Below are 25267 nucleotides of genomic sequence, written 5' to 3' on the forward strand. Positions count from 1 at the left end.
ATGGCGGACGGCATCCCGCCGCCGGGTCCGGACCCGGTCGGCCCCGCCCCCGCCGTACGGCCGTACCTGGTCACCGCCGGCCGGGTGGCGGACGCCGCCTCCGGCCGGGCGCTGCCCGTGGAGACCCAGGTGGTCGCCACCGTCGAGGGTCTCGACGCGCTCGGCCGGCTCTCCTTCGAGCAGCACGACATCGTGGCCGCCTGCCGGCTGCCGCAGTCGATCGCGGAACTCGCGGCGCGGCTGCGGCTGCACCTGAACGTGGTCCGCGTGCTGGCCGAGGACCTGCGCGAGGAGGGCCGGCTGGCGGTGTACGTACCGGACGCCGAGGCCACCCGTGACGCGTCCGTCCTGCGCAGGGTTATCGATGGCCTGCGGGCCGTCCCCGACTCCCGAGGGGTACCGAGTGACACCGACTGAACCGCTGCTGGCCCGGGGCCCGGCCGCGCCGGGGGCCGTACGGCCGCCGCTGCCGGTCAAGATGGTGATCGCGGGCGGTTTCGGCGTGGGCAAGACCACGGCCGTCGGCGCGATCTCGGAGATCGAGCCGCTGACCACGGAGGCGTCGATCACCGAGGTCGCGGCCGGTGTGGACGACCTCACGCACACCCCGCGCAAGACCACGACGACCGTGGCGATGGACTTCGGCTGCCTCACCATCGACCCGACGCTGAAGCTGTACCTGTTCGGCACGCCCGGGCAGGAGCGGTTCGGGTTCATGTGGGACGACATCGTGGAGGGCGCGGTCGGCGGGCTGGTCATCGTCGACACCCGCCGGCTGGACGACTGCTACGCGGCCGTCGACTACTTCGAGCACAAGGGCATCCCGTTCGCCGTCGCCGTGAACGCCTTCGACGGGCGGGTGGAGCACACCCTGGAGGAGGTCCGCTGGGCGCTGGACGTGTCCGACGGGGTGCCGGTGGTGGTGTTCGACGCCCGGGAGCGGGGCTCGGTGCGGGACGCGCTGCTCGTCGTACTCGAACTGGCGCTGGCCCGCACCGAGCGGTGACCGTCAGCCGCTGCGGCGTACCCCCGGCGACACGAAGAGCCGGGCCGCCGCCCAGAACACGGCGAGCGTCACGAGGGCGAGACCGGCGACGAGGGTGGCGCCGCCGATGACCTTCTCGTAGTTCCGCTGGTAGAGGCCGTCGATGATGTACCGGCCGAGGCCGCCGAAGCTGACGTAGGCGGCGATGGTGGCGGTGGAGACGATCTGGATGGCCGCGGTGCGCAGGCCGCTCAGGATCAGCGGGAGCGCGACCGGCACCTCGACCCGGAGCAGCACGCGCGCCTCGGACATCCCCATGCCCCGGGCGGCGTCCACCGGCGAGGGGTCGACGGAGCGGACCGCCTCGTAGGTGGTGACCAGGATCGGCGGTACGGCGAGCACCACCAGCGGGATCATCACCGGCAGCATGCCGAGGCCGAGCCAGATGAACATCAGCACCAGCAGACCGAAGCTGGGCAGCGCCCGGCCGGCGGTGGCGACGAGCGCGAGGGCGTTGCCGCCGCGGCCGTAGTGGCCGGTGAGCAGGCCGACGGGCAGCCCGATCGCGGCGGCGAACAGCAGGGCTTCCAGCGAGTACTGGATGTGCTCGGCGAACCGGGTGGGGATGCCGTCGTAGCCGTGCCAGTGGGCACTGTCGCTGAAGAAGGCCTGCGCGAAGTTCAGGACGTTCACCGGGCGACCCCCTTGCGCGGCATCCAGGGGGTGAGCCACAGGCGTACGAGGACCAGCGCGGCGTCGACGAGGACGCCCAGCACCCCGATGGTCAGCACCGAGTTCACGGCCAGGACGGGCCGGTGGTAGGTCTGGGCGTTCCACAGCATGTTGCCGAGGGCGCCCTGGTTGCCGATCAGCATGCCGACGCTGACCAGGGAGATGCTGGACACGGCCGCCACCCTGAGGCCGGCGATGATGGCGGGTACGGCGATGGGCAACTGGACCTGGAAGTACCGGCGTACGGGTCCGAGGCCCATCGCCTGGGCGGCGGCCAGGGTCTCCGGCGGCACCGAGCGGACGCCGTCCACGATCGCCGGGACCAGCACCACCAGGCTGTAGAGGGCGAGCGGGATCATCACCGTGGTCTCGCTCTGCCCGAAGTAGTCGATGAGGACGACGAAGAAGGCGAGCGAGGGGATGGCGTAGAGCACGGTGGTGATGCCGAGGACGGGCGGGTAGATCCAGCGGAACCGCACGCACAGCTGGGCGACGGGCAGCGAGACGAGCAGCCCGGCCAGCACCGGCAGCAGGGCCTCGCGCAGATGCAGTCCGACGAGGCCGAGGTAGCTGTGCTGGAGGTCGCTCGGGAGGTCGAAGAAGCCGTTCATCGCCCGGCCTTCACGTCGGCCTGCTCGGCGACCCGGCCGTGGGCGGCGCGGATGGCCTCGCCGATGACCTGCTGGGAGACGACGCCGACGGCGCGTCCCTCGCCGTCCACGGCGACCGCCCAGCCGGCCGGGGAGAGCACGGCGCCGTCGAGCGCGGTGCGCAGCGAGTCGGTGCCCGGCACGAACGGGCGCCCGAAGTCCAGCAGCCGGTCCCGGTCGACCGCGCCGGCGGTGAGCCGGTCCGGCTCGCTCCAGCCGAGCGGCCTGCCGTCCGGGTCGGTGACGAGGAGGTAGGGCGCGTCGGCCCGGGAGGCCAGCTGGTCGGCGCCGGCGTCGATCGCGACGATGGGCGCGGTCTGCAACTCCAGTCCCGCGGAGGGGAAGAAGGAGAGCCGGCGGATGCCGCGGTCGGCGCCGAGGAAGTCCTCCACGAAGGAGTCGGCGGGCGCGCTCAGCAGTTCGGCGGGCGGGGCGAACTGGGCGAGCCGGCCGCCGGTGCGCAGCACGGCGACCTTGGTGCCCAGTTTGATGGCCTCGTCGATGTCGTGGGTGACGAAGACGATGGTCTTGCCCAGCTCGTCCTGGATGCGCAGGAGTTCGTCCTGGAGCCCCTTGCGGACGATGGGGTCGACGGCGGAGAACGGCTCGTCCATCAGCAGCACCGGCGGGTCGGCGGCGAGGGCGCGGGCCACGCCGACGCGCTGCTGCTGGCCGCCGGAGAGCTGGTACGGGTACCGCTTGGCCAGCGCGGGGTCGAGCCCGACGCGTTCCATCAGCTCGGCGGCACGGGCCCGGGCCTTCTGCTTGGTCCAGCCGAGCAGACGGGGCACGGTGGCGATGTTGTCGAGGATGGTGCGGTGCTGGAAGAGGCCGGCGTTCTGGATGACGTACCCCATGGACCGGCGCAGGGTGTTGACCGGCTGCCGGCGGATGTCCCGGCCGTCGAGGAGGATGCTGCCCTCGCTGGGCTCCACCATCCGGTTGATCATCCGCAGGGTCGTCGTCTTGCCGCAGCCGGAGGGCCCGACGAGGACGGTGATCGCGCGGTCCGGTATCTCCAGTGACAGCCGGTCGACCGCGACCGTGCCGTCGGGATACCGCTTCGTGACTCCATCTATCCGTATCAAAACGCCGCGTACCCTTCGGGCCGACCGATCCTGGGGTGGTGCGGGGAGAGTCTAGACGGCGACTGTTTCGGCAACTTGGCGGGACGGCGCCGGAATCACGTGTGGGGGTCCGCCGGCGTCCCCGGCTGACGTGTCGTCATATGACGGCGGTGGTGCGCAACTGGCGCTGCCCGGCGTCCTGTTGTCGCTCCCGGACCGCCTCAGCCGCCGGCCTCAGTCCGCCGGCGCGGTCCCGGGCCGCGGGCGCGGGCGGGCGGCGAGGAGGGCGACGTCGTCCTCGGCGTGCCGGGCGTCCAGGCGGCCGAGGATGGTCTCCAGGACGTCGTCGAGGGCGTCCCCGGCGGCGAAGCGCAGGGCGGCCAGCCGGGCCAGGGAGCGGTCGATGTCCTCGCCGCGGCGCTCCACCAGCCCGTCGGTGAACAGCACCAGCGTCTCGCCGGGCGCCAGCCGGTGGGTGACCGGCTCGTACCCGCCGAGTCCGGTGCCCAGCGGCGGCCCGACCGGCAGGGACAGCACCCCGGTGGCGCCGTGCCCGTCGATGAGCGCGGGCGGCAGGTGGCCGGCGCTGGCGAGGGTGACCTGGCCGCGGGCGGGGTCGACGCGGGCGAGCAGGCAGGTGGCGGGTCTGCGGTCGGCCTCCTTGGCGGCGAAGTCGTCCAGCTGCCGCAGCACCCGGTGCGGGGGGAGGTCGGCGGAGGCGACGGAGCGCAGGGAGGAGCGGTAGGCGCTCATGTCGACGGCGGATTCCAGGCCGTGCCCCATGACGTCCCCGACGACCAGCAGGGTCCGGCCGAAGTGCAGCCGTACGGCCTCGCACCAGTCGCCGCCGACCAGGGCGCTGTGCCCCACCGGCAGATAGCGGACCGCGACGTCCAGGTTGGGGTGCGGCCGGCCGGGTTCGGCGAGCAGGGCGCGCTGGAGATCGCCCGCGGTGCGGCTGACCTGCTCGTGGGTGCGGGCGTGCCGGAGGTGGGAGGCGGCGCGCTCGGCGAGGAGGGCGAGGAGCTCGGCCTCGGCGCGGCTCGGCGGTGCCCCGGGCCGCGCCCACACCAGGACGCCGTACACCCCGTCCCCGCTAGTCAGCGGGGCGGCCAGGGCGGCGACGGGGTGCTCGGGGCCGGCCGCCCGGCCGGTCCCGACGGCCGGCAGGTCCGTCCGCCGGGCCACCGCGGTGGCCCACCGGACGTCGGGCAGCAGCGCGGCGTCGCCGGTGATCGCCTCGTACGCGCCGACGGCGTCCCCGGAGCGGTGCAGTACGGCGGCGGCTCCGCCGGCCAGCCGGACGGCGGTCCGGGTCAGCTCGGTGCGGGTGGTGGCCGCGTCGAGGGTCGTGCCGATCCCGGCCAGCGCCTCGCGCAGGGCGCTCAGCCGAGCGGCGGCCACCGCGGGCCGTCCGGCCTCGGCGTGGCCGCCGGCGCCTACGGGCGGCGGCCGGCGAGAGGACCGGATCCACCGCGCCACATCCCACACCCTCACAGAGTCTCAAACCGGGACGGCCGGGGCATCGGCCCCGGCCGTCCCGGCCGTCCCACGAGTGCGGCTCAGTTCTCCCCGGGGACCAGCCGCAGGGAGATCGAGTTGATGCAGTACCGCTGGTCGGTGGGGGTCGGGTAGCCCTCGCCGGCGAAGACGTGCCCGAGGTGGGAGCCGCAGCGGGCGCACCGCACCTCGGTGCGGACCATGCCGTGGGACCGGTCCTCGACCAGCTCCACGGCGTCGGTGTCCTTCGGGTCGAAGAAGGACGGCCAGCCGCAGTGCGACTCGAATTTGGTGTCGGAGGTGAACAGGTCGGCGCCACAGGCCCGGCAGGAGTACACACCCCTGGTCTTGGTGTCCGTGTACTCACCGGTGAAGGCCGGCTCGGTGCCGGCCTGGCGCAGCACGGCGTACTCGGCCGGGGTCAGCTCCGCGCGCCACTGCTCGTCCGGCTTGTCGACGTCGTACGACATCAGCTCTCAGCCCCTTTACTGCGACAGGCGGTCCAGGATCAGCGGGCCCAGGTCGGTCACATCGCCCGCGCCCATGGTGAGAACGAGATCACCGGGCTTCGCCATTCCCGCGACCGCCGCGGGGATCTCCGCCTTGGCGTGCACGGCGGTGACGTCGGCGCCGGCCGCGCGCGCGGCCTCGATGATCAGCTCGCTGGTCACGCCGGGGACCGGGTCCTCGCGGGCCGGGTAGATGTCGAGCACCAAGGAGGCGTCGGCGAGGGCCAGCGCCTGCCCCATCTCCGTGCCCAGCTCCTGGGTGCGGGAGAACAGGTGCGGCTGGAAGACGACGAGGATACGGGCGTCACCTGCGGCGGCGCGCATGGCCTCCAGGTCGGCGGTCATCTCGGTGGGGTGGTGGGCGTAGGAGTCGATGACCTGGACGCCGGCCGCCTCGCCCTTGAGCTGGAGGCGCCGCTTGACGCCGGTGTAGGCGGCGAGCGCGGGTGCCAGTTCCGCGGCCGGGACGCCGAGGGCGGCACCGGCGGCGAGGGCGGCGACGGCGTTGAGGGCGTAGTGCCGGCCGGGCACGGAGACGGCGAAGGTCAGCTCCTGTCCGTCGAGCACCGCGGTGACCTGGCTCTTGAGCCCCTGCGGGACGATCGACAGCACGCGGACGTCGGCGTCCTCGGCCTCGCCGTAGGTCACCACCCGCACCTGGCCCCCGGCGACGCGCCTGGTCAGCTCCCGGGCGCCCTCCTGGTCGGCGGAGACGATCAGGGTGCCGCCCGCGGTGACGCGGCCGACGAAGGTCTCGAAGGACTCGTAGATCTCGTCCATCGAGGCGTAGTTGGCGTGGTGGTCCAGCTCGACGTTGAGGACGATGGCGACCTCGGGCGCGTACTTGTGGAAGCTGCGGTCCGACTCGTCCGCCTCGGCGACGAAGATGTCGCCCCCGCCGTGCAGCGCGTTGGAGCCCGGCGCGTCCAGGTCGCCGCCGATGGCGTACGACGGCTCCAGCCCGAGCTCGGTCAGCGAGACGGCCAGCATGGAGGTGGTCGTGGTCTTGCCGTGCGTACCGGCCACGGCGATCGGCCGCAGCCCCTCCATCAGCGCGGCCAGCGCGTCGGAGCGGTGCACGACCGGGATGCCCAGCTCGGCGGCGCGGGCCAGCTCGGGGTTGTCCTCGCGGATCGCCGACGACACCACGACACAGCTCGCGTCGTCGGCGAGGTGCTCGGCGGCGTGTCCGATGTGCACGGTGGCGCCCAGTGCCCGCAGGGCCTCGGCGGTCGCCGACTCCTTGGCGTCGCTGCCGGCCACCTTCGCCCCGCGCTGCGCGAGGATCTTGGCGATGCCCGACATCCCGGCGCCGCCGATGCCGATGAAGTGCGGTCGGTCCATGGCGGTAGGAAGGCCGGGTGCCATGCGTTTCTCCCCAGAGACGGTGCGTACGAGAGCGGGCCTAGCCTATGCGGTCGGGCACCGGGCTCCTCGCAAGGAGGGCGGGCCGGGCCGGCTCGGGTGCACCCGTGCGCACACCGCGCACCGCACGCCCCACGGCGCCTAGGCCTTGCTGTGGGAGAACAGCTTCAGCACCGGCACCCCCACCCGGTGCCGGGCCCGCGAGGCCCAGTCCCGGTGGAAGAACTCCTCGACGTAGTGCGGGTCGGTGAGCACGATCACCTCGTCCGCCCGCACCTCCGCGACCAGCGACTTCAGCGCGTCCAGCGGATGGTCCTCCACGAGCCGCCCCTCCGCCGCGCTCCCCGCGGAGCGCAACGCCTGCAGGGACACGTCCAGGGCCTGCTGTCCCACGCTGCGTGCTTCCTGCCCCTCCGGCGTCTCCCGCTCGCGCACCGCCTCGTCGAGTTCGCCGAGCGCGATGTCGTCGATGGCCCGCAGCAGCCGGTCCGCCTGCTCGCCGCGCGGCTGGAGCAGTACGTGGAAGGCGACGGGCTCGTCTCCGTGCAAGGTGGTGACGAACTCGACGTCGGCGGACGTCAGGGCCTTCTCGATCATCAGAACGCTTGTGAACACCAGGCGCCTCTTCTCCTTGGAGGGCCCGGCAGGGCCCGTGCGGAAACCATCCTTCCCCGTGATCGCACGGGTACTGCCGGACCGGGTCCGTGCGCCGGAAACTAACCGGAACGGCAGATTCCGTACATGTCAGGACCGACGGTAACGGCCGAACAGGAATCCGTCCTCCTCCAGCAGGGACGCGAGGGCGAACCGGTGCGGCACGGCGACCGACGGCCCCCCTGCGATGCGCTGGGCGCCGCCCGCGGTGAGCGTCGGCGACAGGGTCAGGCACAGCTCGTCCAGCACCTCCGCGGCGATCAGCTGGCCGAGCAGCCGGGGGCCGCCCTCGGTGAGCAGCCGGGTGTGGCCGAGCCCGGCCAGGGCCTGGACCACCCGGGCCGGCTCCACGCCCACACCCTCGCCGGCGATCAGCACCTGCGCGCCGGCCCGCTCGGCGGCGGCGATCCGGTCGGGGGCGGCCGCGGCCCCGGTCAGGAGCAGCGTGGGCACCAGGGGCGAGGTGAACAGCGGCAGCGAGAAGTCCAGCTCCAGGCTCGCGGTGACGATCGCGATCGCCGGGACCGGGCCCTGCCCGGCGGCCTCGCGGGCCGCGGCGAACTCCGTCCGCACGCGCGCGGGGCGGTACCCCTCCTGCCGTACCGTTTCCGCGCCCACCAGCACGACGTCCGCGAGCGCCCGCAGGGTGCCGAAGATCCGCATGTCGGCGGCGCTGGAGATGGGCTGGGAACGGCCCTCGTGCTGGGCGGCGCCGTCGAGGGAGGAGACCATGTTGGCCCGCAGCCACGGCCGCGGGGCACCCTGCGCGGGCTCCGGGTAGGCGTAGGCGGCGGCCAGCTCGGCGAGGCTCCACTCCCGGGCCTCCCGGGCCTCCCGGCCCTCCCGGCCAGCCGCGGCCCCGGAGGCCCCCTCCTCCTGCGGGCTCCCGGCCGAGGTCCGGGCTGCTGTCTCTTCGGTCACAGGGAACAGGCGTCGCATGCCGTGCAGTCTGACACGGCGCTTAGCATGGATGATTGTGTCGTCCTCCACCACCGCCCCCGGTTCCAGTCCGCTGCCGGAAGCCGGCCCCCTGTCCCTGTGCGCCCGCGAGCCGCACGTCCCGGCGGAGCGGCTGGTCGCCGAGATGGTGCCGCCGCCGCGCTTCGACTCGGTCCGCTTCGCCACGTACATCCCGGACCCGAACCAGCCCAGCCAGACCGAGGCCGTCCGGGTGCTGGAGGGCTTCGCGGCCGGGCTCGGCGGGGCGCAGGCCGCCGGCAACGGCAGGCGCGGCCTCTTCGGTTTCGGCCGGGCCAAGGCGCCCAAGGCGCCGGCGGGCCCGCGCGGGGTGTACCTGGACGGTGGGTACGGCGTCGGCAAGACCCACCTGCTGGCCTCGCTGTGGCACGCCGCCCCGGCCGAGCCGTCCCGCAAGGCGTTCGGCACCTTCGTGGAGCTGACCAACCTGGTCGGCGCGCTCGGCTTCCAGCAGACGGTGCGGACGCTGTCCGGGCACAGCCTGCTGTGCATCGACGAGTTCGAGCTGGACGACCCCGGCGACACGGTGCTGGTGTCGACGCTGCTGGGCAAGCTGGTCGAGGCGGGCGTGGCGCTCGCCGCCACCTCCAACACGCTGCCCGGCAAGCTGGGCGAGGGCCGCTTCGCCGCGGCCGACTTCCTGCGCGAGATCCAGGGCCTGTCGGCCCACTTCCGCCCGCTGCGCATCGACGGCGAGGACTACCGTCACCGCGGCCTGCCCGAGGCACCGGCACCCTTCTCCGACGAGGAGGTCATGAAGACCGCCTTCGCCACCGAGGGCGCCTCGCTGGACGACTTCCCCCACCTGCTGGAGCACCTGGCGAAGGTCCACCCGAGCCGGTACGGCGCGCTGACCGACGGAGTGCGGGCGGTGTGCCTGACCGGCGTCCGGCCCGTGCCGGACCAGTCGACGGCGCTGCGGCTGGTGGTCCTCGCCGACCGGCTCTACGACCGCGAGATCCCCGTGCTGGCCTCGGGGCTGCCGTTCGACAAGCTGTTCAGCGAGGAGATGCTGAACGGCGGCTACCGCAAGAAGTACTTCCGTGCGATATCCCGGCTCACCGCGCTGGCCCGCGACGGGAAGGGCCTGCTCGGCGCCTAGCCGTCGCGACGGGCATCTGATAACCGATCAATCTTTGCGGGTCAAGGGCAGGTTCGCGCCACCCGACCCGCATTTTTCACGCTCTCTTGGGCGCGTAACGTTCGGTTAACACTGCAAAGGCCTTCGCCGCGCTACCGTGCTTCTTGACCATCCATTGACCAACCCTTGGTCTGGACAAGAACGTGAACGCGGTGGAGGGGGTGCTCATGTTCCGAGGTACGGCCGTCCGGAGCCTGCTCACCCTCCTCGGCGCCGCACTGCTGGCGTTCCAGCTCTTCACTCCCACGGGAACCTTCGCACCCGCGCACACTTTCGGTCAGGCGCTGGCCAAGGCCGAGACCGGAATCGCCCCCTCCACACACCCCGTCCGCGAGGGCGCGGAGACGGTCCGCACCCCCGGCTGCCCGGGCGACCCCCTGGGGAACCCGCACATCCGCGACCGGCAGCGCTGCCCCTCGTCCTGCTGCTGCCAGGACCGCGACCTCATATCCGGCCGGGCGGCCGGAGCGGGCCCCTCGGCACCCTCCAGGGCCCCGCACCGCCCCGCCCCGAGAGCCTCCAGAGCCCACACGCCGGCAGCGCTCCAGGTCTTCCGCTGCTGAGAGCCGGCCGCTCTCTTCGCCCCCCCCACAAACCGTTGTTCAAGTCCGACGCGCCAGGCAGGCGCGCCAGGAGGAACTCATACACATGCAGCCCCTCATCGACAACGCCCGTACCTTCGGACAGCGCCCTGAGGAGTTCGCCAAGCTCGCCGAAGGCCAGTCCCCGCAGGTGCTGTTCATCACCTGCTCCGATTCGCGGGTCGTCCCGGCCCTGATCACGGGCGCCCGTCCCGGCGAGCTGTTCGAGCTGCGCACCGCGGGCAACATCGTCCCGCCCTACGTCTCCGAGCACCCCACCAGCGAGGCCGCCACCATCGAGTACGCCGTCGAGGTGCTCGGCGTCCGGGACATCGTGGTCTGCGGCCACTCGCACTGCGGCGCCGTCGGCGCACTGGTGCGCGGGGACGACCTGACCGCCGTACCGGCCGTGCGCGACTGGCTGGCCTCCGCCACTCCGCGCCCGGCCGGCGCGGCCGAGGATCCGGAGGTCGCCGAGGGCGTGCAGTCCCACGTCCTGACCCAGCTGCTGCGACTGCGCTCGTACCCGTGCGTGGAGCGGAAGCTGGCGGAAGGCCGGCTGGGCCTGCACGCCTGGTACTACGAGGTGCACACCGGCGCCGTACGGACGCACCGCCCGCAGACCGACACCTTCGAGTCCCTGTGAGCGCGCCGATGACTGACAACCGCACCCTCATATCCCGTTTCCCCCACCTCAGGGAGGACTTCGCCGCCTCCCTGGTGGTCTTCCTGGTCGCGCTGCCGCTGTGCGTGGGCGTGGCCGTCGCCTCCGGGGTACCGGCCGAACTCGGCCTGGTCACCGGCATCGTGGGCGGCATCGTCACCGGGCTGATGCGCGGCAGCAGCCTCCAGGTGTCCGGGCCGGCGGCCGGCATGACCGTGCTCGTCTTCGAGGCGGTCAAGGAGTTCGGCCTGCCGGTGCTCGGCGTGATCGTGCTCGCCGCCGGAGTGCTCCAGGTGGCGATGGGCCTGCTGCGGCTGGGCCGGTACTTCCGCGCCATCTCCGTCTCCGTCGTCGAGGGCATGCTGGCCGGAATCGGCCTGGTGATCATCGCCGGGCAGTTGTACCCGGCCCTGTCGGCGAAGGCGCCCGACTCCGGACTGGACAAGATCTTCCAGCTGCCCGGCGCGTTCCTCGACGCCCTCGGCGACACCGGCGCCCTGGCCTCCCTCGCGGTGGCCGCGGGCACGATCGCGGTGCTGCTGCTGTGGAAGCTCACCCCGGCCAAGGTGCGCGCGGTGCCCGGTCCGCTGGCCGCGGTGGGGCTCGCCACGCTGGCCGCGTTCGCGCTGGACCTGCCCGTGGCGACGGTGGAGGTGCAGGGCCTGCTCGGCTCCGTCCAGCCGCCGCCGCCGAGCGCCTTCGGCGAACTGGCCGGCCTCGGGCTGCTGGGCACGGTCGTCGCGTTCACCCTGATCGCCTCCGCCGAGTCCCTGTTCAGCGCGGCGGCCGTGGACCGGCTGCACTCCGGTCCGCGCACCCAGTACAACCGGGAACTCGTCGCCCAGGGCACCGGGAACATGGTGTGCGGGGTGCTCGGCGCGCTGCCGATGACCGCGGTGATCGTGCGCAGCGCGGCCAACGTCCAGGCGGGCGCCCGGACGAAGGCCTCCCGGGTGCTGCACGGCGTGTGGCTGCTGCTGTTCGCGGCGCTGCTGCCCGGCGTGCTCGCCCACATCCCGGTCCCGGCCCTCGCGGGCATCCTGATCCACGCGGGCGCCAAGCTGGTGCCGCTGCGGGCGCTGGCCGTGCTCTGGCGCGAGCACCGCGGGGAGGCGCTGGTGCTCGCCGCCACGGCCGTCTCCATCGTGGCGGTCAGCATGTTCGAGGGCGTGCTCATCGGTCTCGGGCTGGCGGTGGTGAAGACCGCCTGGGAGGCCTCGCACGTCAAGCTGGAGGTCGGGGACGAGGGCGCGGGCCCGGTGGAGGCGCACCTGTCCGGGAACGCCACCTTCCTGCGGCTGCCGAAGATCCTGGACAGCCTGGAGGCGCTGCCCCAGGACCGCCCGGTCCGGCTCGACCTGTCCGGCCTGCACCACCTGGACCACGCCTGCCGCACCGCCCTGGAGAACTGGGCCGAACGGCACAGCGCGGTCGGCACGGAACCGGTGCGGCTGGTCACCGCGGCCTGAGTGCCCGCCCGTGGGGCCGGGATGCCGGCAGCTCTCGGCATCCCGGCCCCACGGGCCTATCGTGGCAACAGCAGACAAAACGGCCTCTGGATGAGGAGGTCACCATGGTCGAGGACCTTGTGGTGGCCGTGGCGGCGGCGGGCTCCGCCGGTCTTGTGTACCTGGCGACGGCGGCCCGCGTGGTCAAGCAGTACGAGCGCGGTGTGCTGTTCCGGCTCGGCCGGGTCAGCGGGGAGGTGCGCTCGCCGGGCCTGAACCTGATCATCCCCTTCGTGGACCGGCTGCAGAAGGTCAACATGCAGATCGTGACCATGCCGATCCCGGCCCAGGAGGGCATCACCCGGGACAACGTGACCGTCCGGGTGGACGCGGTGGTCTACTTCCGGGTGATCGACGCGACGAGCGCCCTGCTGAAGGTCGAGGACTACCGGTTCGCGGTCTCGCAGATGGCGCAGACCTCGCTGCGGTCCATCATCGGCAAGAGCGACCTGGACGACCTGCTGTCCAACCGGGAGAAGCTCAACGAGGGACTGGAGCTGATGCTCGACAGCCCGGCGGTGGGCTGGGGCATCCAGGTCGACCGGGTCGAGATCAAGGACGTGTCCCTGCCGGACACCATGAAGCGGTCGATGGCCCGCCAGGCCGAGGCGGACCGCGAGCGCCGGGCGCGGATCATCAACGCGGACGCCGAGCTCCAGGCCTCCAAGAAGCTCGCCGAGGCCGCCCAGCAGATGGCCGACACACCGGCCGCGCTCCAGCTGCGGCTGCTGCAGACGGTGATGGCCGTGTCGGCCGAGAAGAACTCCACGCTGGTACTGCCCATCCCGGTGGAGCTGCTGCGCTTCCTGGAGCGGGGCGCCCAGCCGGCGCTGCCGGAGCAGGAGCGGGAACCGGCCGCGCACCCCGACGGCGGACCGTACCCCGCCTGACGGGCACCCGGAGCCACGGCGGACCGCACCCCGGCGGACTACACCCCGGCTGACACGGGCACCCGGACCCACCCCGACCCGGACGGAAGGAGCGCCCGTGCCGCCGAAGCCGGCCAGGAAGCGCGAGGAGACACTCCGGGACCTGCTGCGCCTCCCGCCCGGCGAACGGGTCGAGCTGTCCGGCCACGACGCCCGGGCCACCCCCGGCGCCCCGGACGGCAAACAGGCCGCGCTGGCCGACGCCACACGCACGGGCAGGCACCTGGCCGGGCTCCAGGAGCGGCTCTGGGCGGCGGGCACCCAGGGCGACCGCCGCCGGGTGCTGCTGGTGCTGCAGGGCATGGACACCAGCGGCAAGGGCGGCACGGTCAAGCACGTGATCGGCGGGCTCGATCCGTCCGGCTGCCGGGTCCGGGCGTTCAAGGCGCCCACCGAGGAGGAGCGGCGGCACGACTTCCTGTGGCGGGTGCGGCAGGCGCTGCCCGGGCCCGGCGAGATCGGCATCTTCGACCGCTCGCACTACGAGGACGTGCTGATCGCCCGCGTCCGGCACCTGGCCCGGCCCGCCGAGATCGGCAGCCGCTACGGGTTGATCAACGACTTCGAGCGCACTCTCGCCGAGGAGGGCGTCACCCTCGTCAAGTGCTTCCTGCACCTCTCCTACGACGAGCAGCGCCGCCGTCTGCTGCGCCGCCTGGACCGCCCGGACAAGCACTGGAAGTTCGACCCGGACGACATCGGCGAACGCGCCGTGTGGCCCGCCTACCAGGAGGCGTACGAGCTGGCCCTGGAGCGCTGCGCGGCCCCGTACGCGCCCTGGTACGTGGTGCCGGCGGACCGCAAGTGGTACCGCAACTGGGCGGTCGGCCGGCTGCTGCTGGAGCACCTGCGGGAGCTGGACCCGCGGTACCCGGAGGCGGACTTCGACGTGGCGGAGTGCCGGGAGCGGCTGCTGCGGCAGACGTGACGCGAGGCGGACGTGGGCCGGGCCGGCCGGGGTACCCGGCGGACATGCGCGAACAGCGGAAGGTCACCGATTCGTACTGGCTGCGGACCGCCCCCGGGCCGTCCCACCCCGTCCTGGACGGGGATCTCACCGTGGACGTGGCCGTCGTCGGCGCGGGCATCGCGGGACTGAGCACCGCCCACGAGCTGGCCCGGGCCGGGCGGCGGGTGGCGGTGTTGGAGGCCGGGCGGGCCGTGGGCGGGGTCACCGGCCACACCACCGCCAAGCTGACCGCCCAGCACACCCTGGTCTACGACCGGCTGCGGCGCACCCGGGGAACGGAGGGGGCGCGGCTGTACGCCCGTTCGCAGACCGAGGCGATCGAGCACGCGGCGGCGCTGGTGGCCGAGCTGGGCGTCGACTGCGAGTGGGAGACCAGGGACGCCTACACCTACGTCCGGGACCGGTCGCGGGTGGACGAGGTGCGCGCGGAGGCGGACGCCGCCCGGGAGGCGGGGCTGCCGGCCTCGTTCACCACGGAGACCGGGCTGCCGTTCCCGGTGGCGGGTGCGGTCCGGGTGACCGGGCAGGCGCAGTTCCACCCGGTCAAGTACCTGCGGGCGCTCACCGCCGACCTGCTCGCGCACGGCGGCCAGGTCTTCGAGCACACCCGGGTCACCGGTCTGACGGAGGGCGAGCCGTGCCGGCTGACGACCGAGTCCGGCGCCACGGTGACCGCCCGGGACGTCGTGGTCGCCACCCACTACCCGGTGTTCGACCGGGCCCTGCTGTTCGCCCGGCTCTCCCCGCGCCGGGAGCTGGTGGTCGCCGGGCCGCTGGGCGACGGACCGGACCCCCACGGCATGTACATCACGCCGGACGAGAACACCCGCTCGGTGCGGACGGCGCCCTACGGCCCGGACGGGCAGCGGCTGCTCGTGGTCACCGGGGAGCACTTCACGCCCGGGACCGGCGATCCGCAGGCCGGCTTCGAACGGCTCGCCGGCTGGGCGGAGGTGCACTTCCCCGGAGTGCGGCTGGACCACGCCTGGGCCACCCAGGACAACGAGTCCACGGACACCGTCCCGCTGGTCGGCCCCCTGCACCCGGGCGCCCGGCACGTCTACGTCGTCACCGGCTTCGGCGGCTGGGGGCTGAGCGGCGGGATCATGGGCGGGCTGCTGCTGACGGCGCTGATCACCGGCCGGGACTGCGCGTGGCGGGAGCTGTACGACCCGCGCCGGCTGAAGTCGGTGGTGCGCGAGGCGCCGTCGCTGCTGAAGACGCAGGCCGAGGTGGCCCGGCACTTCGTCGGCGACCGGCTCAAGCCGCCGGCCTCGGTGGAGGACCTGGCCCCGGGCGACGGCGCGGTGGTCCGCTCCGGCGCCGCACGGCTCGCCGTCCACCGCGACGAGGAGGGCGCCCTGCACGCGGTGTCGGCCCGCTGCACGCACCTCGGCTGCCTGGTCTCCTTCAACCGCGCCGAGCGCGCCTGGGAGTGCCCCTGCCACGGCTCGCGCTTCGCCGTGGACGGCACGGTGCTCGAGGGGCCGGCCGTCAAGCCGCTGGAGCGGCACGACCTGGAGTGACCGGGGCGAGGCCGCCGCCGCGCGGGTGACCGTACCGCCGCGCCGCAGGCCATATCATCACATAATCAGACAATCAGTCCTACGTTCGTACGGTGATCCCACGCCTACGCCGTATCTCCGCCGTCTGCGTCCTGGGCGCGGCGCTCACCGCCTGCGGTACCGCGGGCGGCGGCCGCCCGGCCCCGGCCGTCTCCTCCGCCTCCCCGTCCCCCGCCGGCCCGCCCGTGCTCGCGCCGGGTCCCGGCGGGCTGACCCCGGTCTTCGAGCACGGCCCGCGCACCCGGGGCAGGACGGTCGCGCTGACCTTCGACGCCGACATGACCGCCGACCAGGGGCCGCGCGCGGCCTCCGGCGAGCACTTCGACAACCCGGGTCTGATCGGCGCGCTGCGCGCACTGAAGGTGCCGGCGACCGTGTTCATGACCGGCCGGTGGGCCGAGCAGTACCCGGCCGAGGCCCGCGACCTGGGCCGTGACCCGCAGTTCGAGGTGGCCAACCACTCCTGGAGCCACTACGCCTTCACCGCCGACTGCTACGGCCTGCCGACCGTCGACGCCGGGGCCGACGCGATGCGGGCGGAGGTCCGGCGCGCGTACACCTCCCTGCGCGAGGCGGGCGTGCCGAAGGCGATGCCGTACTTCCGCTTCCCGGGCGGCTGTTACGACCAGCGGGCGCTGCGCGCGCTGAGCGGGCTCGGGGTGACGGCGGTGCAGTGGGACGTGGTCAGCGGGGACGCGTTCGCCACGGACGCCGACGCGGTGGTCGAGCAGGTGCTCGCCGGGGTGAAGCCCGGGTCGGTGGTCGTCATGCACTGCACCCGCAGCGCCGCCCCGACCACCGAGCGGGTCGTGCGCACGGTCGTACCGGAACTGCGCAGGCGCGGCTACCGGTTCGTGAAGGTCTCCGAGCTGATCGGGCAGGCCGGCGACGGGCGCTGACGTCCTACGCTGGAGGCATGAGCGACGAGGACTACTGCACCATCGCCGGGGCGGTGAAGCCGGCGAAGGCCGACGGTCCGCCGTACGCCGAGTGCGTGCTGTGCCGGGAGCCGACGGAGTACCCGGAGTCGTACAAGGGCATCACGCTGTGCCCGGTGTGCGAGTGGCAGGAGGCCCAGCGCACCGCCTGCTCAGGGTGAGCGGCGCGCGGTGAGCCGGCCGGTCGCGGCGAAGACGGCTGCCGTGAGCAGGGCCGCGCCCGCCAGCGGCAGCAGCGGCACCGGTGCCCGGCCGGTCTGCGAGCCGGAGACCAGGCCGCCGACCGCCGCCTGCGCCGGGGACCCGGCCGGCACCAGCGCCAGCAGCGCGCCCAGCAGCATCGCCGGCACCGCGCGGCCCGTGGAGTGCAGCACCGGCCGGTTGGTGAGCGCGCCGACGGCCGTGCCGAGCAGGGCACAGGTGAGGGCGGCCGGCAGCCCCGCGGCGGCGGCTACGAGCCGGGACACGTGCACCTGGTGGTCGTTGCTCGCGGGGTCGCTGATCAGCGTCACCGCCACGGCGGCCGCCAGTCCGAGCAGCACGGCCGCGAGCAGCGCGGTCAGCAGGCAGGCGAGGTGCGCCCGGACGGGGCCCCGGGCGGCGGCGACGCAGGCCCGCGCAGCGGACGGCTCCCCGGTGACACAGATCCGTACCAGCCAGGCGGCCACCGGCAGCAGACCGGCTGCCGTGTAGCCGAGCGAGTCCAGCACCGGCTGGCCGCTCTGCACCCCGACGCCGAGGAACGCGGCGTACAGGAGCACCGGGGGCAGCCAGCGCTGGGAACGCAGCAACAGGTCGGCCTGATAGCGCAGGAGCGCGGTCATGGGCGGCCTCCCGGGCCGGGGAACGGTTCGACGGCGGCCGGTTCGACACGCACGTGCCGGGACGGCCGCGCCGATAGCAGGGCGCGCAACCGGCGGCGCAGCAGCACGGTCACAGGCGGCCTCCCGGGTCGGGGGACGGCGCGGCGGGTGGTTCGACGCGCACCACGTGCCAGGGCGGGCGGCTCGTCAGCAGGGTGCGCAGCAGGAGGTCGGAGCGGGCGGCGGGGACGGCGAGACGGTGGCTGCCGGGGGCGGTCTCCTCGGCGGAGACGGCGACCCGCACCGCGTCCGGCGGCAGGTGCCCGCCCGGCGCCCCCTGCACGGTGACGACCGTGAGCGGCCCGGCCGGCGGGGCCAGGGCGCCGGTACGGCGTTCCAGGCGCCCGTCGGTCACCGCGTAGACCGCGTCCGGCACCCCGGCGAGCCGGCGCGGGTCGTGGTCCACGAACACCACGGCGCCCCCGGCGGCCGTCCGCTCGGCCACCGCCCGCTCCAGCTCGGCCCGCGCCGCCGTGTCGAGGCCGGTCCACGCCTCGTCCAGCACCAGCAGCTCCGGGTCGCCGAGCAGGGCCTGGGCGACGGCGACCTTCTGGCTGCTGCCCTTGGACAGCCGCGCCATCGGCGTACCGGCGTACGCGCCCGCCCCGAACCGCTCCAGCCAGGTGTCCGCGGCGCGTGCGGCGGACTTCCGGTCGAGGCCGTGGACGGCACCGAGGTGGGTCAGGTAGCCGGCGGCCGTGAACGGCAGGGCGGACGGGAAGCGTTCCGGTACGTAGGCCGTGCGCGGGCGCCCGGTGATCCGGCCCTCGCTGGGCGTGTCGAGCCCGGCGAGCAGCCGCAGCAGGGTGGACTTCCCGGTGCCGTTCGCTCCGTCGATCCGGGTGAGGGTGCCGGGGGCGACGACGAGGTCGACGCCTCTCAGCACCCACGGGCCGCGGATGCCGTAGCGGCGGCCCACGGCGGTCAGGCGCAGGTCACTGTGCATGGAGCCCATGCGGCGCTCCCCCCTTCCGGTCCCGGTCCCCTCAGCCGGTCAAGAGGGACGGGCGTGCCCGGCGGTTCACCGGCGTCCCCGGAAATTCTCCCGGGCGCGGACCGCACGTTGATCGGTCCGGGCGCGGCTTCGTAGGCTGGGCTCCCGTGAGCCACCTTCCAGCCCCCACCGCCGACAGTCCCTTCCGGTCCACGGCCGGCCCCCGCGACGAGGCACCCCAGTTCGTGCTGCCGCTGGTCGTACGCATCGAGCGCGGTGCCCCGCCGGCCCGCACCGACGCCCTGGAGACGGCCGCCCGGGCGGTCCTGACCCTGCTCGGCGACGAGCGGGCGCACGGCGACGGCGAGTGGGCCGGGGCGGTGCGCGGCTGGGAGGACGCCCGTATCCGCAAGGTGGTCCGGCGGGCCCGCGGCGCCGAGTGGCGGCGCGCCGGGGAACTGCCCGGGATCACGCTGACCGGCACGTCCGCGGAGGTCCGCGTCTTCCCGCCGGTCCCTCTGGACGGCTGGCCCAAGGACCTGGCCAGACTCCAGGTGTCGGGCACCGAACTGGACGATCCGGAGCCGCCCCGGCCCGCCGATCCGGCCGCCGGGCCGGTGCTCTGGCTCAACCCGGACCTGGAGATGTCGGCCGGCAAGGCGATGGCCCAGGCCGGCCACGGCGCCCAGCTGGCCTGGTGGGCCCTGTCCCCCGCGGAGCGCACCGCGTGGCGCGACGCGAGCTACGCGCTCACCGTCCGCACGGCCTCCCCCGCGGACTGGGCGCGGCTCACCGCCGGCGGCCTGCCGGTGGTGCGGGACGCCGGCTTCACGGAGATCGCCCCCGGGTCGTGCACGGTCGTCGCCGATCACCCCGCGCTGCGCTAGGCGGTCCCCCGGAACCTCAAATGTTGCTCTGAACGCGTCAGGGAGGGGGTTCGGGGGCGGCCGCCGAGGCCATATCCCCGTCACCCGGCGCGGGAGCGCGGGGCGAGGAGGGGGGACCATCATGCGGCGACTGGGGACCGGGATCGGATGGCGGCCGGAGATCGCGGACGCCGTGGAGGGGATGCCGGGCATCGACTGGGTGGAGGTCGTGGCGGAGAACGTCTGCCCCGGCCACCTCCCCGAGTCGCTGCTGCGGCTGCGCGAGCGCGGGGTGACGGTGGTCCCGCACGGCGTCTCCCTCGGCCTCGGCGGCGCCGACCGCCCCGACGAGGGCCGGCTGACGGCGCTCGCCGAGCGGGCGGAGGCCCTCGGCTCACCGCTGGTCACCGAGCACATCGCCTTCGTCCGGGCGGGCGGCGCGCTCACCGCCTCCCCGCCTCTGGAGGCGGGCCACCTGCTGCCCGTGCCGCGCACCCGGGACGCCCTGGACGTGCTGTGCGAGAACGTCCGCATCGCCCAGGAGGCGCTGCCGGTGCCGCTGGCCCTGGAGAACATCGCCGCGCTGTTCTCCTGGCCGGACGAGGAGCTGACGGAGGGGCAGTTCCTGTCCGAGCTGGTCGAGCGGACCGGCGTACGGCTGCTGATCGACGTGGCCAACCTGCACACCAACCACGTCAACCGGGGCGAGGACCCGGCCGAGGCACTGGCCGCGCTGCCCGTGGAGGCGATCGCCTACGTCCATGTCGCGGGCGGCTTCGAACGCGACGGCGTCTGGCACGACAGCCACGCGCACCCCGTGCCGCGCCCGGTGCTGGACGTCCTGTCCGGCCTCGCCGCCCGGGTCGCGCCGCCGGGGGTGCTGCTGGAGCGGGACGAGAACTTCCCCGCACCGGGCGAGCTGGAGCGGGAGCTGGACGCGATCCGGGAGGCGGTGGCGGCCGGGCGGGGGCGCGCGGCGGGGGGTACGGCGGTGGCGGGGGCCGTCGGCGCCGGCGCCGGGGGCGTCGGGGTGCTGGCGCCGCCGCTGGCGGGGGCCCGGGAGCGGGTCGCGGTGGCCCAGACCGCCGTGCTGTCCGCCCTCGTGGCCGGGACGCCGGTGCCGGAGGGGTTCGACCGGGTGCGGATGGGGGTGCAGGCACGGGCGCTCGCCGCCAAGCGGGCGGGGGTGGTGGCGAAGGTGGCGCCCGAGCTGCCGGTGATCCTGGGGACCGGGTACCGGGAGGCGTTCCTGGAGTACGCGCGGCAGCGGCCGATGCACGGGGGGTACCGGCAGGACGCGCTGGACTTCGCCGGGCACCTGCTGAAGCTGGGGCGGCCGGGGGACGCGGGGATCCGCCGGGAGCTGCGGGAGTGGTGGCTGGACCGGTCGGGCCCGGCTCCCCGGAAGCGGGGGCTCGTCGACCGGGCGCTGCGGCGCCGGGTCTGAAGGGACGCCCCGCGGTTCCCCGGGGTGCGGGACCGTGCGAACGGCCACCGCCGTACCCGCGCCCGGAGTCCGGCCCCCGTTCCCCAGTAATATGCCAACCCCGCACCCACCCCCAAGCACATCCCCGGCGTGCGGTGCAGGAGGCACCATGCGACCGCGTCCCCCCATCACCGGCCGAGGCATAGTCAGCGGCACCGGTCTCGTCATCACCGCCCTGGCCGCCACCGTCGTCGCGCTGCTGGTCCCGCTCTGGTCGTACGCCGGCCGGCAGGACCCGTCGAGCGCGAACGTCCTGAGCGCACAGACGGTGACGACGCCGTACGGCCCGCTGTCGGCGCAGGACCGGGACTTCGTCACCAAGGTCCGGCTGGCCGGGCTGTGGGAGCTGCCCGCCGGAGAGCTGGCGCAGCGCAAGGGCACGACGCCCGCCGTCCGCACGGCCGGACAGCACCTCGTGGACGGGCACACCTCCCTGGACGCGCACGTCCGCACGGTCGCCACCCAGCTCGGCCTGGCCCTGCCCAACGAGCCGAACGCACAGCAGAAGCAGTGGCTGGCCACCCTGGACACGGCCGCGGGCCAGGACTTCGACCGCCGGTTCGCCGGCCTGCTCCGGCTCGCGCACGGCCGGGTGTTCTCCCTCGTCGCGCAGGTCCGGGCGGGCACCCAGAACTCCCTGGTCCGCGATCTCGCCGACGACGCCAACACGACCGTCCTGGACCACATCAAGGTCCTGGAGGCGACGGGGTACGTCGACTTCTCGCAGCTGGCCCAGGACCTGGCCACGCCCGCCTCCCCGGTGCCGACCCCGCCCGAGGCCGACCCGGGTGCCGCCGTACCGGTCGCGCCGTCGCCGGAGAAGACGTACGCCCTGCCGCCCGCCGTCGCGAGCCCTCCGCCGGCGACGAGCAGCCCCTGACCGGCCCGGACGAGCGCCCACCAGCGCGGGAAACGGAACGTCACATACCCGCAACAGTCCGTCCGGATCCTGAAAGGGCATGGCGTACGCCCAGTCCCCTGGCATACAAACACGTCATGTTCTGGGTCCTTCTCCTGCTCCTGGCCTGGGCTTTCGCCGGGTCCGCCTGTACCCGGCTGTGCCTGACGGCCGTCCGCGCGGCCGCCGCGGACGCGCGTGACGCGTCGGCGGACGCGGAGCGCGATCTCACGCTGTACGAGGCGGCGTTCCTCTCCGGCGGCCCCGCCCGGGTCGCCGATGTGACCCTGGTCTCCATGGCCCGCCAGCGCCGGCTGCTGCTCGCGCACACCGGCTGGGCCACGGTCGTGGACCCGCGGGGCCGCGACGAGATGGAACAGTCCGTCATAGGGGCCATAGGGCCCGACGGCCAGTCGCGGATCGCGCCGGTACGGGCGCGGGCGGCCGGCGCGGAGGCCGTACGGCGGCTGGCGGACGGTCTGGTGCGCGCCGGTCTCGCGGTGCCCGAGGGCGCGGGCGCGACCGTGGGGGCCGCCGTGCGCCAGGTGCGGGCCGCCGTGGTGGCCGTGACCGTCCTGGGCGTGACCGCGCTGCTGCTGCCCGTCGAGACCGGCACACCGCGCGCGCTGGTGGGCGCGTGGTTCGCCCTGCCCCTCACGCTGGCGCTGAGCTGCCTGGCCATCGCCCGGTTCGAGGTGCACCCGTACTCGCGCTGGGCCTCCCCGGCGGGGCAGCGGCTGCTGAGCGCGCTGGCCGGCCATCCGGCCGGTGACGAGCGGTCGTTCCTCACCTCCGTCGCCGTGCGCGGCATCCGCGCGATCGGCGAGCCGGAACTGCGCGCGGCCCTCACCCACCGGGACCAGCCCTGGCGGGAGTGAGGGCGGCTCCCGGGGGCGCACAGGGGGCATTGGCGCCGACACCCGCCGGGCGGTGCTTGCCTTCCCCCACAGCCGAACGAAACATCCCTTGTGTTGTCGCCGGGCCGTGGCAGCCGTGCCATCGCCGTCGCACCGGAGGGATACGCGATGAAAGCTGCCGCCCTGTACTCGGCCGCCGGTTCCTTGCTCCTGACCACCCTGGCCGCGGCCCCGGCGGGCGGCGCGCCCGGCACCCCGGGCAGGCCGGGCGCCCCCGGCACGGCCGAGCTGCGCGGCACCGCGGTGGCCGTGGCCCGCGCCCGGGCGGCCGGGATCGACTTCGGTCCGTGCGCCGCCGCCGACCTGCCGGATCCGCCGGCCGGGGTGCGGTGCGGCACGGTGACGGTCCCGCTGGACTACGCCCGTCCGGACGGCCGGCAGATCCGGCTGACCGTCAGCCGGGCCCCGGCCACCCACAAGGACCCGCACAACAGCAAGCGGAAGGTCCCCCGGCAGGGCGCCCTGGTCTACAACCCGGGCGGTCCCGGCGCCTCCGGCATGTACTTCCCGCTGGCCGGCGCCGTCCCGCAGTGGAAGCGGATCGCCGCCGCCTACGACCTGATCGGCTACGCCCCGCGCGGGGTGGGCCGTTCGGCACCGCTGTCCTGCGTGGACCCCCGGCACTTCTTCAAGGCGCCCACCGCGTCCCCGGTGCACCCCTCGGAGGCCTACAAGCGGCAGCGGATCGCCGAGGCCCAGGCGTACGCGCGCGGCTGCGTCCAGCGGTCCGGGACCGCGATCCGGTTCTACAACTCCCTCAACAACGCCCGCGACCTGGACGTGCTGCGGGCCGCGCTGGGCGAGGACCGGCTGACCTTCATGGGAGCGTCGTACGGCACCTACTTCGGCACGCTGTACGCGGCGATGTTCCCCTCGCACGTGCGCCGCATGGTGCTGGACTCGGCGGTGAACCCGGACCCGGAGCGGATCTGGTACCGCAGCAACCTGGACCAGTCGGCGGCGTTCGAGGAGCGCTGGGCGGACTTCCGGGACTGGGTCGCCCGGCACGACGACGTGTACGGGCTCGGCGCCACCTCCGCGGCGGTGCAGCGCAGCTACGACACCGCGCGCGAGCGGCTGGCCGGGAAGGCGGCGGGCGGGAAGGTCGGCCCCGGCCAGTTGCAGAACGTGTTGCTGACGGCCGGGTACTACGACGACTACTGGCCGAGCCGGGCCGAAGCCCTGTCGGCGTACCTGCACGGTGACCCGGGCCCGCTGGTCCGGCTGGCCGCGCCGAGCCCGGGGACGGCCGCCGAGGCGGAGAACGCCGGCGCGGTGTACACGGCCGTGGAGTGCAACGACGCGCCCTGGCCGACGGACTTCGCGGTGTGGGACCGCGACAACACCCGGCTCGCCCGGGTGGCGCCCTTCGAGACCTGGGACAACGCGTGGATGAACCTGCCGTGCGCCTACTGGCCGGTGCCCCGGCAACAGCCGCTGGACGTGCGGACCGGGCCCGGTGAGCTGCCGGCGGTGCTGGTCCTGGCGGCGGAGCGGGACGCCGCCGCGCCGTACCAGGGGGCCCTGGAGCTGACCCGGCGGCTGGCCGGCTCGGTGCTGGTGACCGAGCGGGACGCGGGCACGCACGGCGTCGGGGGCGGCCCCAACAAGTGCGTCAACGGGCACCTGGAGGCGTACCTGCTCGAGGGCCGCGTGCCGGCGCGGCACGCATCGTGCGCGCCGCGCCCCGAGCCGGTCGCGGTCGCCTCCGGTGGTTCGGCCGGCAAGGAGGCCCGGCGGGACGCCCTCAAGGGCAAGGGCAACCGCCGCTAGGCGCCTTCGCCTCGCCTTCGCCGCACGGGGCGCCGCGCCGTGCCGTCGGCGACCGCGGGCCGTCAGGCCAGGCCCGCCACCAGTTCGCCGAGGTCCTTGCGGCGGCCCGTGTAGAACGGGACCTCCTCGCGGACGTGCATCCGGGCCTCGGAGGCACGCAGGTGGCGCATGAGGTCGACGATGCGGTGCAGCTCGTCGGCCTCGAAGGCCAGGATCCACTCGTAGTCGCCGAGGGAGAACGAGGCGACCGTGTTGGCGCGCACGTCGGGGTAGCCGCGGGCCATCTTGCCGTGGTCGGCGAGCATGCGGCGGCGGTCCTCGTCGGGCAGCAGGTACCAGTCGTAGGAGCGCACGAAGGGGTAGACGCTCACGTAGTTCCGGGGCGTCTCGTCGGCGAGGAACGCCGGGATGTGCGAGCGGTTGAACTCCGCCGGGCGGTGCAGCGCCATGTTCGACCACACCGGCTCCAGCGCGCGGCCGAGCCTCGTGCGGCGGAAGAGGTTGTACGCCTCCTGGAGCTGGTCGCTGCTCTCGGCGTGCCACCAGATCATCAGGTCGGCGTCGGCCCGCAGCCCGGAGAGGTCGTAGGTGCCGCGGATCGTCACGTCCTTCGCGGCGAGCTGGTCGAACAGCTCCTGGACCTCGTCGGCGTATCCGGCGCGGTCCTCCGGCAGCACGTCCTTCAGCTTGAAGACCGACCAGAGGGTGTAGCGGATGACCTCGTTGAGGTCCTTGGCCAGCTTGCCCTTGTTCGGGATCCTGCCGGACTCGGTGATGGGGGCGTCGTCACTCAT

At 74.2% G+C, this 25267-nt stretch carries 27 protein-coding genes; 16 read left to right on the top strand and 11 right to left on the bottom strand.

The features are described 5' to 3' along the window. A complete protein-coding gene (locus IG05_RS0102720) occupies window positions 1-417 on the top strand; it encodes a DUF742 domain-containing protein (RefSeq protein ID WP_030338711.1) in 417 nt (138 codons plus the stop codon). After that, window positions 404-1006, top strand: coding sequence for a GTP-binding protein (locus tag IG05_RS0102725; RefSeq protein ID WP_030338712.1), 603 nt, complete (start codon window positions 404-406; stop codon window positions 1004-1006). The genes IG05_RS0102720 and IG05_RS0102725 overlap by 14 nt, the downstream gene beginning before the upstream one ends. A gap of 3 nt (window positions 1007-1009) precedes the next feature. On the opposite strand, the gene IG05_RS0102730 is transcribed toward IG05_RS0102725, so the two are convergent. The 8 genes from IG05_RS0102730 to IG05_RS0102765 form a co-directional block, all read right to left on the bottom strand. Next, the gene (locus IG05_RS0102730) at window positions 1010-1678 is read right to left on the bottom strand and encodes an ABC transporter permease (RefSeq protein WP_030338713.1); all 669 of its coding nucleotides are present in this window, start codon (window positions 1676-1678) and stop codon (window positions 1010-1012) included. Next, window positions 1675-2328 carry an ABC transporter permease gene (locus IG05_RS0102735; protein ID WP_030338714.1) on the bottom strand — a complete coding sequence of 218 codons (654 nt, stop codon included), beginning with the start codon at window positions 2326-2328 and terminating at the stop codon, window positions 1675-1677. Before IG05_RS0102735 ends, IG05_RS0102730 begins: the two co-directional genes overlap by 4 nt. Continuing rightward, window positions 2325-3455: an ABC transporter ATP-binding protein gene (locus IG05_RS0102740; protein ID WP_030338715.1), complete on the bottom strand. Its 1131-nt coding sequence runs from the start codon at window positions 3453-3455 to the stop codon at window positions 2325-2327. Before IG05_RS0102740 ends, IG05_RS0102735 begins: the two co-directional genes overlap by 4 nt. A gap of 213 nt (window positions 3456-3668) precedes the next feature. Then, window positions 3669-4925 (bottom strand): PP2C family protein-serine/threonine phosphatase, encoded by a 1257-nt coding sequence (locus IG05_RS0102745; protein ID WP_051789458.1) that lies wholly within the window; start codon window positions 4923-4925, stop codon window positions 3669-3671. Between the two features lie 71 nt (window positions 4926-4996). Further along, on the bottom strand, window positions 4997-5404 hold the full coding sequence (gene msrB / locus IG05_RS0102750; protein ID WP_030338717.1) for a peptide-methionine (R)-S-oxide reductase MsrB: 408 nt from the start codon (window positions 5402-5404) through the stop codon (window positions 4997-4999). A 15-nt stretch (window positions 5405-5419) separates the two neighbouring features. Continuing rightward, window positions 5420-6811: a UDP-N-acetylmuramate--L-alanine ligase gene (gene murC, locus IG05_RS0102755; RefSeq protein WP_030338718.1), complete on the bottom strand. Its 1392-nt coding sequence runs from the start codon at window positions 6809-6811 to the stop codon at window positions 5420-5422. A gap of 138 nt (window positions 6812-6949) precedes the next feature. After that, on the bottom strand, window positions 6950-7423 hold the full coding sequence (locus tag IG05_RS0102760) for a hypothetical protein (RefSeq protein WP_030338719.1): 474 nt from the start codon (window positions 7421-7423) through the stop codon (window positions 6950-6952). A 129-nt stretch (window positions 7424-7552) separates the two neighbouring features. Further along, a complete protein-coding gene (locus IG05_RS0102765) occupies window positions 7553-8401 on the bottom strand; it encodes a pyrimidine reductase family protein (protein WP_030338720.1) in 849 nt (282 codons plus the stop codon). Between the two features lie 37 nt (window positions 8402-8438). Here IG05_RS0102765 and zapE point away from each other — a divergent pair, with 37 nt between their 5' ends. The 9 genes from zapE to IG05_RS0102810 all read left to right on the top strand — a co-directional run bounded on the left by zapE (window position 8439) and on the right by IG05_RS0102810 (window position 16897). Further along, a complete protein-coding gene (zapE, locus tag IG05_RS0102770; RefSeq protein WP_030338721.1) occupies window positions 8439-9542 on the top strand; it encodes a cell division protein ZapE in 1104 nt (367 codons plus the stop codon). Between the two features lie 206 nt (window positions 9543-9748). Then, the gene (locus IG05_RS0102775; protein WP_030338722.1) at window positions 9749-10144 is read left to right on the top strand and encodes a hypothetical protein; all 396 of its coding nucleotides are present in this window, start codon (window positions 9749-9751) and stop codon (window positions 10142-10144) included. 85 nt (window positions 10145-10229) lie between these two features. Continuing rightward, complete coding sequence (locus IG05_RS0102780; RefSeq protein WP_030338723.1) at window positions 10230-10808, top strand: carbonic anhydrase; 579 nt, start codon at window positions 10230-10232, stop codon at window positions 10806-10808. A gap of 8 nt (window positions 10809-10816) precedes the next feature. Next, window positions 10817-12295 (top strand): SulP family inorganic anion transporter, encoded by a 1479-nt coding sequence (locus IG05_RS0102785; protein ID WP_030338724.1) that lies wholly within the window; start codon window positions 10817-10819, stop codon window positions 12293-12295. A gap of 104 nt (window positions 12296-12399) precedes the next feature. Further along, a complete protein-coding gene (locus IG05_RS0102790) occupies window positions 12400-13224 on the top strand; it encodes a slipin family protein (RefSeq protein WP_030338725.1) in 825 nt (274 codons plus the stop codon). Window positions 13225-13321: 97 nt separating this feature from the next. Further along, window positions 13322-14191 carry a PPK2 family polyphosphate kinase gene (locus IG05_RS0102795; RefSeq protein ID WP_030338726.1) on the top strand — a complete coding sequence of 290 codons (870 nt, stop codon included), beginning with the start codon at window positions 13322-13324 and terminating at the stop codon, window positions 14189-14191. 44 nt (window positions 14192-14235) lie between these two features. Then, window positions 14236-15759, top strand: coding sequence for an FAD-dependent oxidoreductase (locus IG05_RS0102800; RefSeq protein ID WP_030338727.1), 1524 nt, complete (start codon window positions 14236-14238; stop codon window positions 15757-15759). A gap of 92 nt (window positions 15760-15851) precedes the next feature. Next, window positions 15852-16697, top strand: coding sequence for a polysaccharide deacetylase family protein (locus IG05_RS0102805; RefSeq protein WP_030338728.1), 846 nt, complete (start codon window positions 15852-15854; stop codon window positions 16695-16697). A 17-nt stretch (window positions 16698-16714) separates the two neighbouring features. Then, entirely contained in the window at window positions 16715-16897 is a 183-nt protein-coding gene (locus IG05_RS0102810) for a hypothetical protein (RefSeq protein WP_030338729.1), read from the top strand. Here the strand turns inward: IG05_RS0102810 and IG05_RS0102815 are convergent. Both IG05_RS0102815 and IG05_RS0102820 read right to left on the bottom strand, forming a co-directional pair. After that, window positions 16889-17560 carry a hypothetical protein gene (locus IG05_RS0102815; RefSeq protein ID WP_030338730.1) on the bottom strand — a complete coding sequence of 224 codons (672 nt, stop codon included), beginning with the start codon at window positions 17558-17560 and terminating at the stop codon, window positions 16889-16891. The genes IG05_RS0102810 and IG05_RS0102815 overlap by 9 nt on opposite strands. A 109-nt stretch (window positions 17561-17669) precedes the next feature. After that, entirely contained in the window at window positions 17670-18545 is an 876-nt protein-coding gene (locus IG05_RS0102820) for an ABC transporter ATP-binding protein (RefSeq protein ID WP_030338731.1), read from the bottom strand. Window positions 18546-18700: 155 nt separating this feature from the next. Here IG05_RS0102820 and IG05_RS0102825 point away from each other — a divergent pair, with 155 nt between their 5' ends. The 5 genes from IG05_RS0102825 to IG05_RS0102845 all read left to right on the top strand — a co-directional run bounded on the left by IG05_RS0102825 (window position 18701) and on the right by IG05_RS0102845 (window position 24473). Next, entirely contained in the window at window positions 18701-19420 is a 720-nt protein-coding gene (locus IG05_RS0102825; protein ID WP_030338732.1) for an aminoacyl-tRNA hydrolase, read from the top strand. A 121-nt stretch (window positions 19421-19541) separates the two neighbouring features. Further along, complete coding sequence (locus IG05_RS0102830; RefSeq protein ID WP_030338733.1) at window positions 19542-20846, top strand: DUF692 domain-containing protein; 1305 nt, start codon at window positions 19542-19544, stop codon at window positions 20844-20846. A gap of 148 nt (window positions 20847-20994) precedes the next feature. After that, window positions 20995-21765 (top strand): DUF4142 domain-containing protein, encoded by a 771-nt coding sequence (locus IG05_RS0102835; RefSeq protein ID WP_030338734.1) that lies wholly within the window; start codon window positions 20995-20997, stop codon window positions 21763-21765. Between the two features lie 116 nt (window positions 21766-21881). Further along, a complete protein-coding gene (locus IG05_RS0102840; protein ID WP_030338735.1) occupies window positions 21882-22661 on the top strand; it encodes a TIGR04222 domain-containing membrane protein in 780 nt (259 codons plus the stop codon). Window positions 22662-22808: 147 nt separating this feature from the next. Further along, complete coding sequence (locus IG05_RS0102845) at window positions 22809-24473, top strand: alpha/beta hydrolase (RefSeq protein WP_030338736.1); 1665 nt, start codon at window positions 22809-22811, stop codon at window positions 24471-24473. Between the two features lie 62 nt (window positions 24474-24535). Here the strand turns inward: IG05_RS0102845 and hemQ are convergent, their stop codons facing one another. Beyond that, window positions 24536-25267: a hydrogen peroxide-dependent heme synthase gene (gene hemQ / locus IG05_RS0102850; protein ID WP_030338737.1), complete on the bottom strand. Its 732-nt coding sequence runs from the start codon at window positions 25265-25267 to the stop codon at window positions 24536-24538.

The organism is Streptomyces sp. NRRL S-1022 (assembly GCF_000720135.1).
In the GTDB taxonomy this organism is placed as follows: Bacteria; Actinomycetota; Actinomycetes; order Streptomycetales; family Streptomycetaceae; genus Streptomyces.

Bases quoted from the DNA above. Each gene is read 5' to 3' on its own strand.
- IG05_RS0102720 (WP_030338711.1), top strand. From the start codon at position 1: ATGGCGGACGGCATCCCGCCGCCGGGTCCGGACCCGGTCGGCCCCGCC.
- IG05_RS0102735 (WP_030338714.1), bottom strand. From the start codon at position 2,328: ATGAACGGCTTCTTCGACCTCCCGAGCGACCTCCAGCACAGCTACCTC.
- msrB (WP_030338717.1), bottom strand. From the start codon at position 5,404: ATGTCGTACGACGTCGACAAGCCGGACGAGCAGTGGCGCGCGGAGCTG.
- murC (WP_030338718.1), bottom strand. From the start codon at position 6,811: ATGGCACCCGGCCTTCCTACCGCCATGGACCGACCGCACTTCATCGGC.
- IG05_RS0102765 (WP_030338720.1), bottom strand. From the start codon at position 8,401: ATGCGACGCCTGTTCCCTGTGACCGAAGAGACAGCAGCCCGGACCTCG.
- IG05_RS0102775 (WP_030338722.1), top strand. From the start codon at position 9,749: ATGTTCCGAGGTACGGCCGTCCGGAGCCTGCTCACCCTCCTCGGCGCC.
- IG05_RS0102780 (WP_030338723.1), top strand. From the start codon at position 10,230: ATGCAGCCCCTCATCGACAACGCCCGTACCTTCGGACAGCGCCCTGAG.
- IG05_RS0102785 (WP_030338724.1), top strand. From the start codon at position 10,817: ATGACTGACAACCGCACCCTCATATCCCGTTTCCCCCACCTCAGGGAG.
- IG05_RS0102790 (WP_030338725.1), top strand. From the start codon at position 12,400: ATGGTCGAGGACCTTGTGGTGGCCGTGGCGGCGGCGGGCTCCGCCGGT.
- IG05_RS0102800 (WP_030338727.1), top strand. From the start codon at position 14,236: ATGCGCGAACAGCGGAAGGTCACCGATTCGTACTGGCTGCGGACCGCC.
- IG05_RS0102810 (WP_030338729.1), top strand. From the start codon at position 16,715: ATGAGCGACGAGGACTACTGCACCATCGCCGGGGCGGTGAAGCCGGCG.
- IG05_RS0102815 (WP_030338730.1), bottom strand. From the start codon at position 17,560: ATGACCGCGCTCCTGCGCTATCAGGCCGACCTGTTGCTGCGTTCCCAG.
- IG05_RS0102820 (WP_030338731.1), bottom strand. From the start codon at position 18,545: ATGCACAGTGACCTGCGCCTGACCGCCGTGGGCCGCCGCTACGGCATC.
- IG05_RS0102830 (WP_030338733.1), top strand. From the start codon at position 19,542: ATGCGGCGACTGGGGACCGGGATCGGATGGCGGCCGGAGATCGCGGAC.
- IG05_RS0102835 (WP_030338734.1), top strand. From the start codon at position 20,995: ATGCGACCGCGTCCCCCCATCACCGGCCGAGGCATAGTCAGCGGCACC.
- IG05_RS0102840 (WP_030338735.1), top strand. From the start codon at position 21,882: ATGTTCTGGGTCCTTCTCCTGCTCCTGGCCTGGGCTTTCGCCGGGTCC.
- IG05_RS0102845 (WP_030338736.1), top strand. From the start codon at position 22,809: ATGAAAGCTGCCGCCCTGTACTCGGCCGCCGGTTCCTTGCTCCTGACC.
- hemQ (WP_030338737.1), bottom strand. From the start codon at position 25,267: ATGAGTGACGACGCCCCCATCACCGAGTCCGGCAGGATCCCGAACAAG.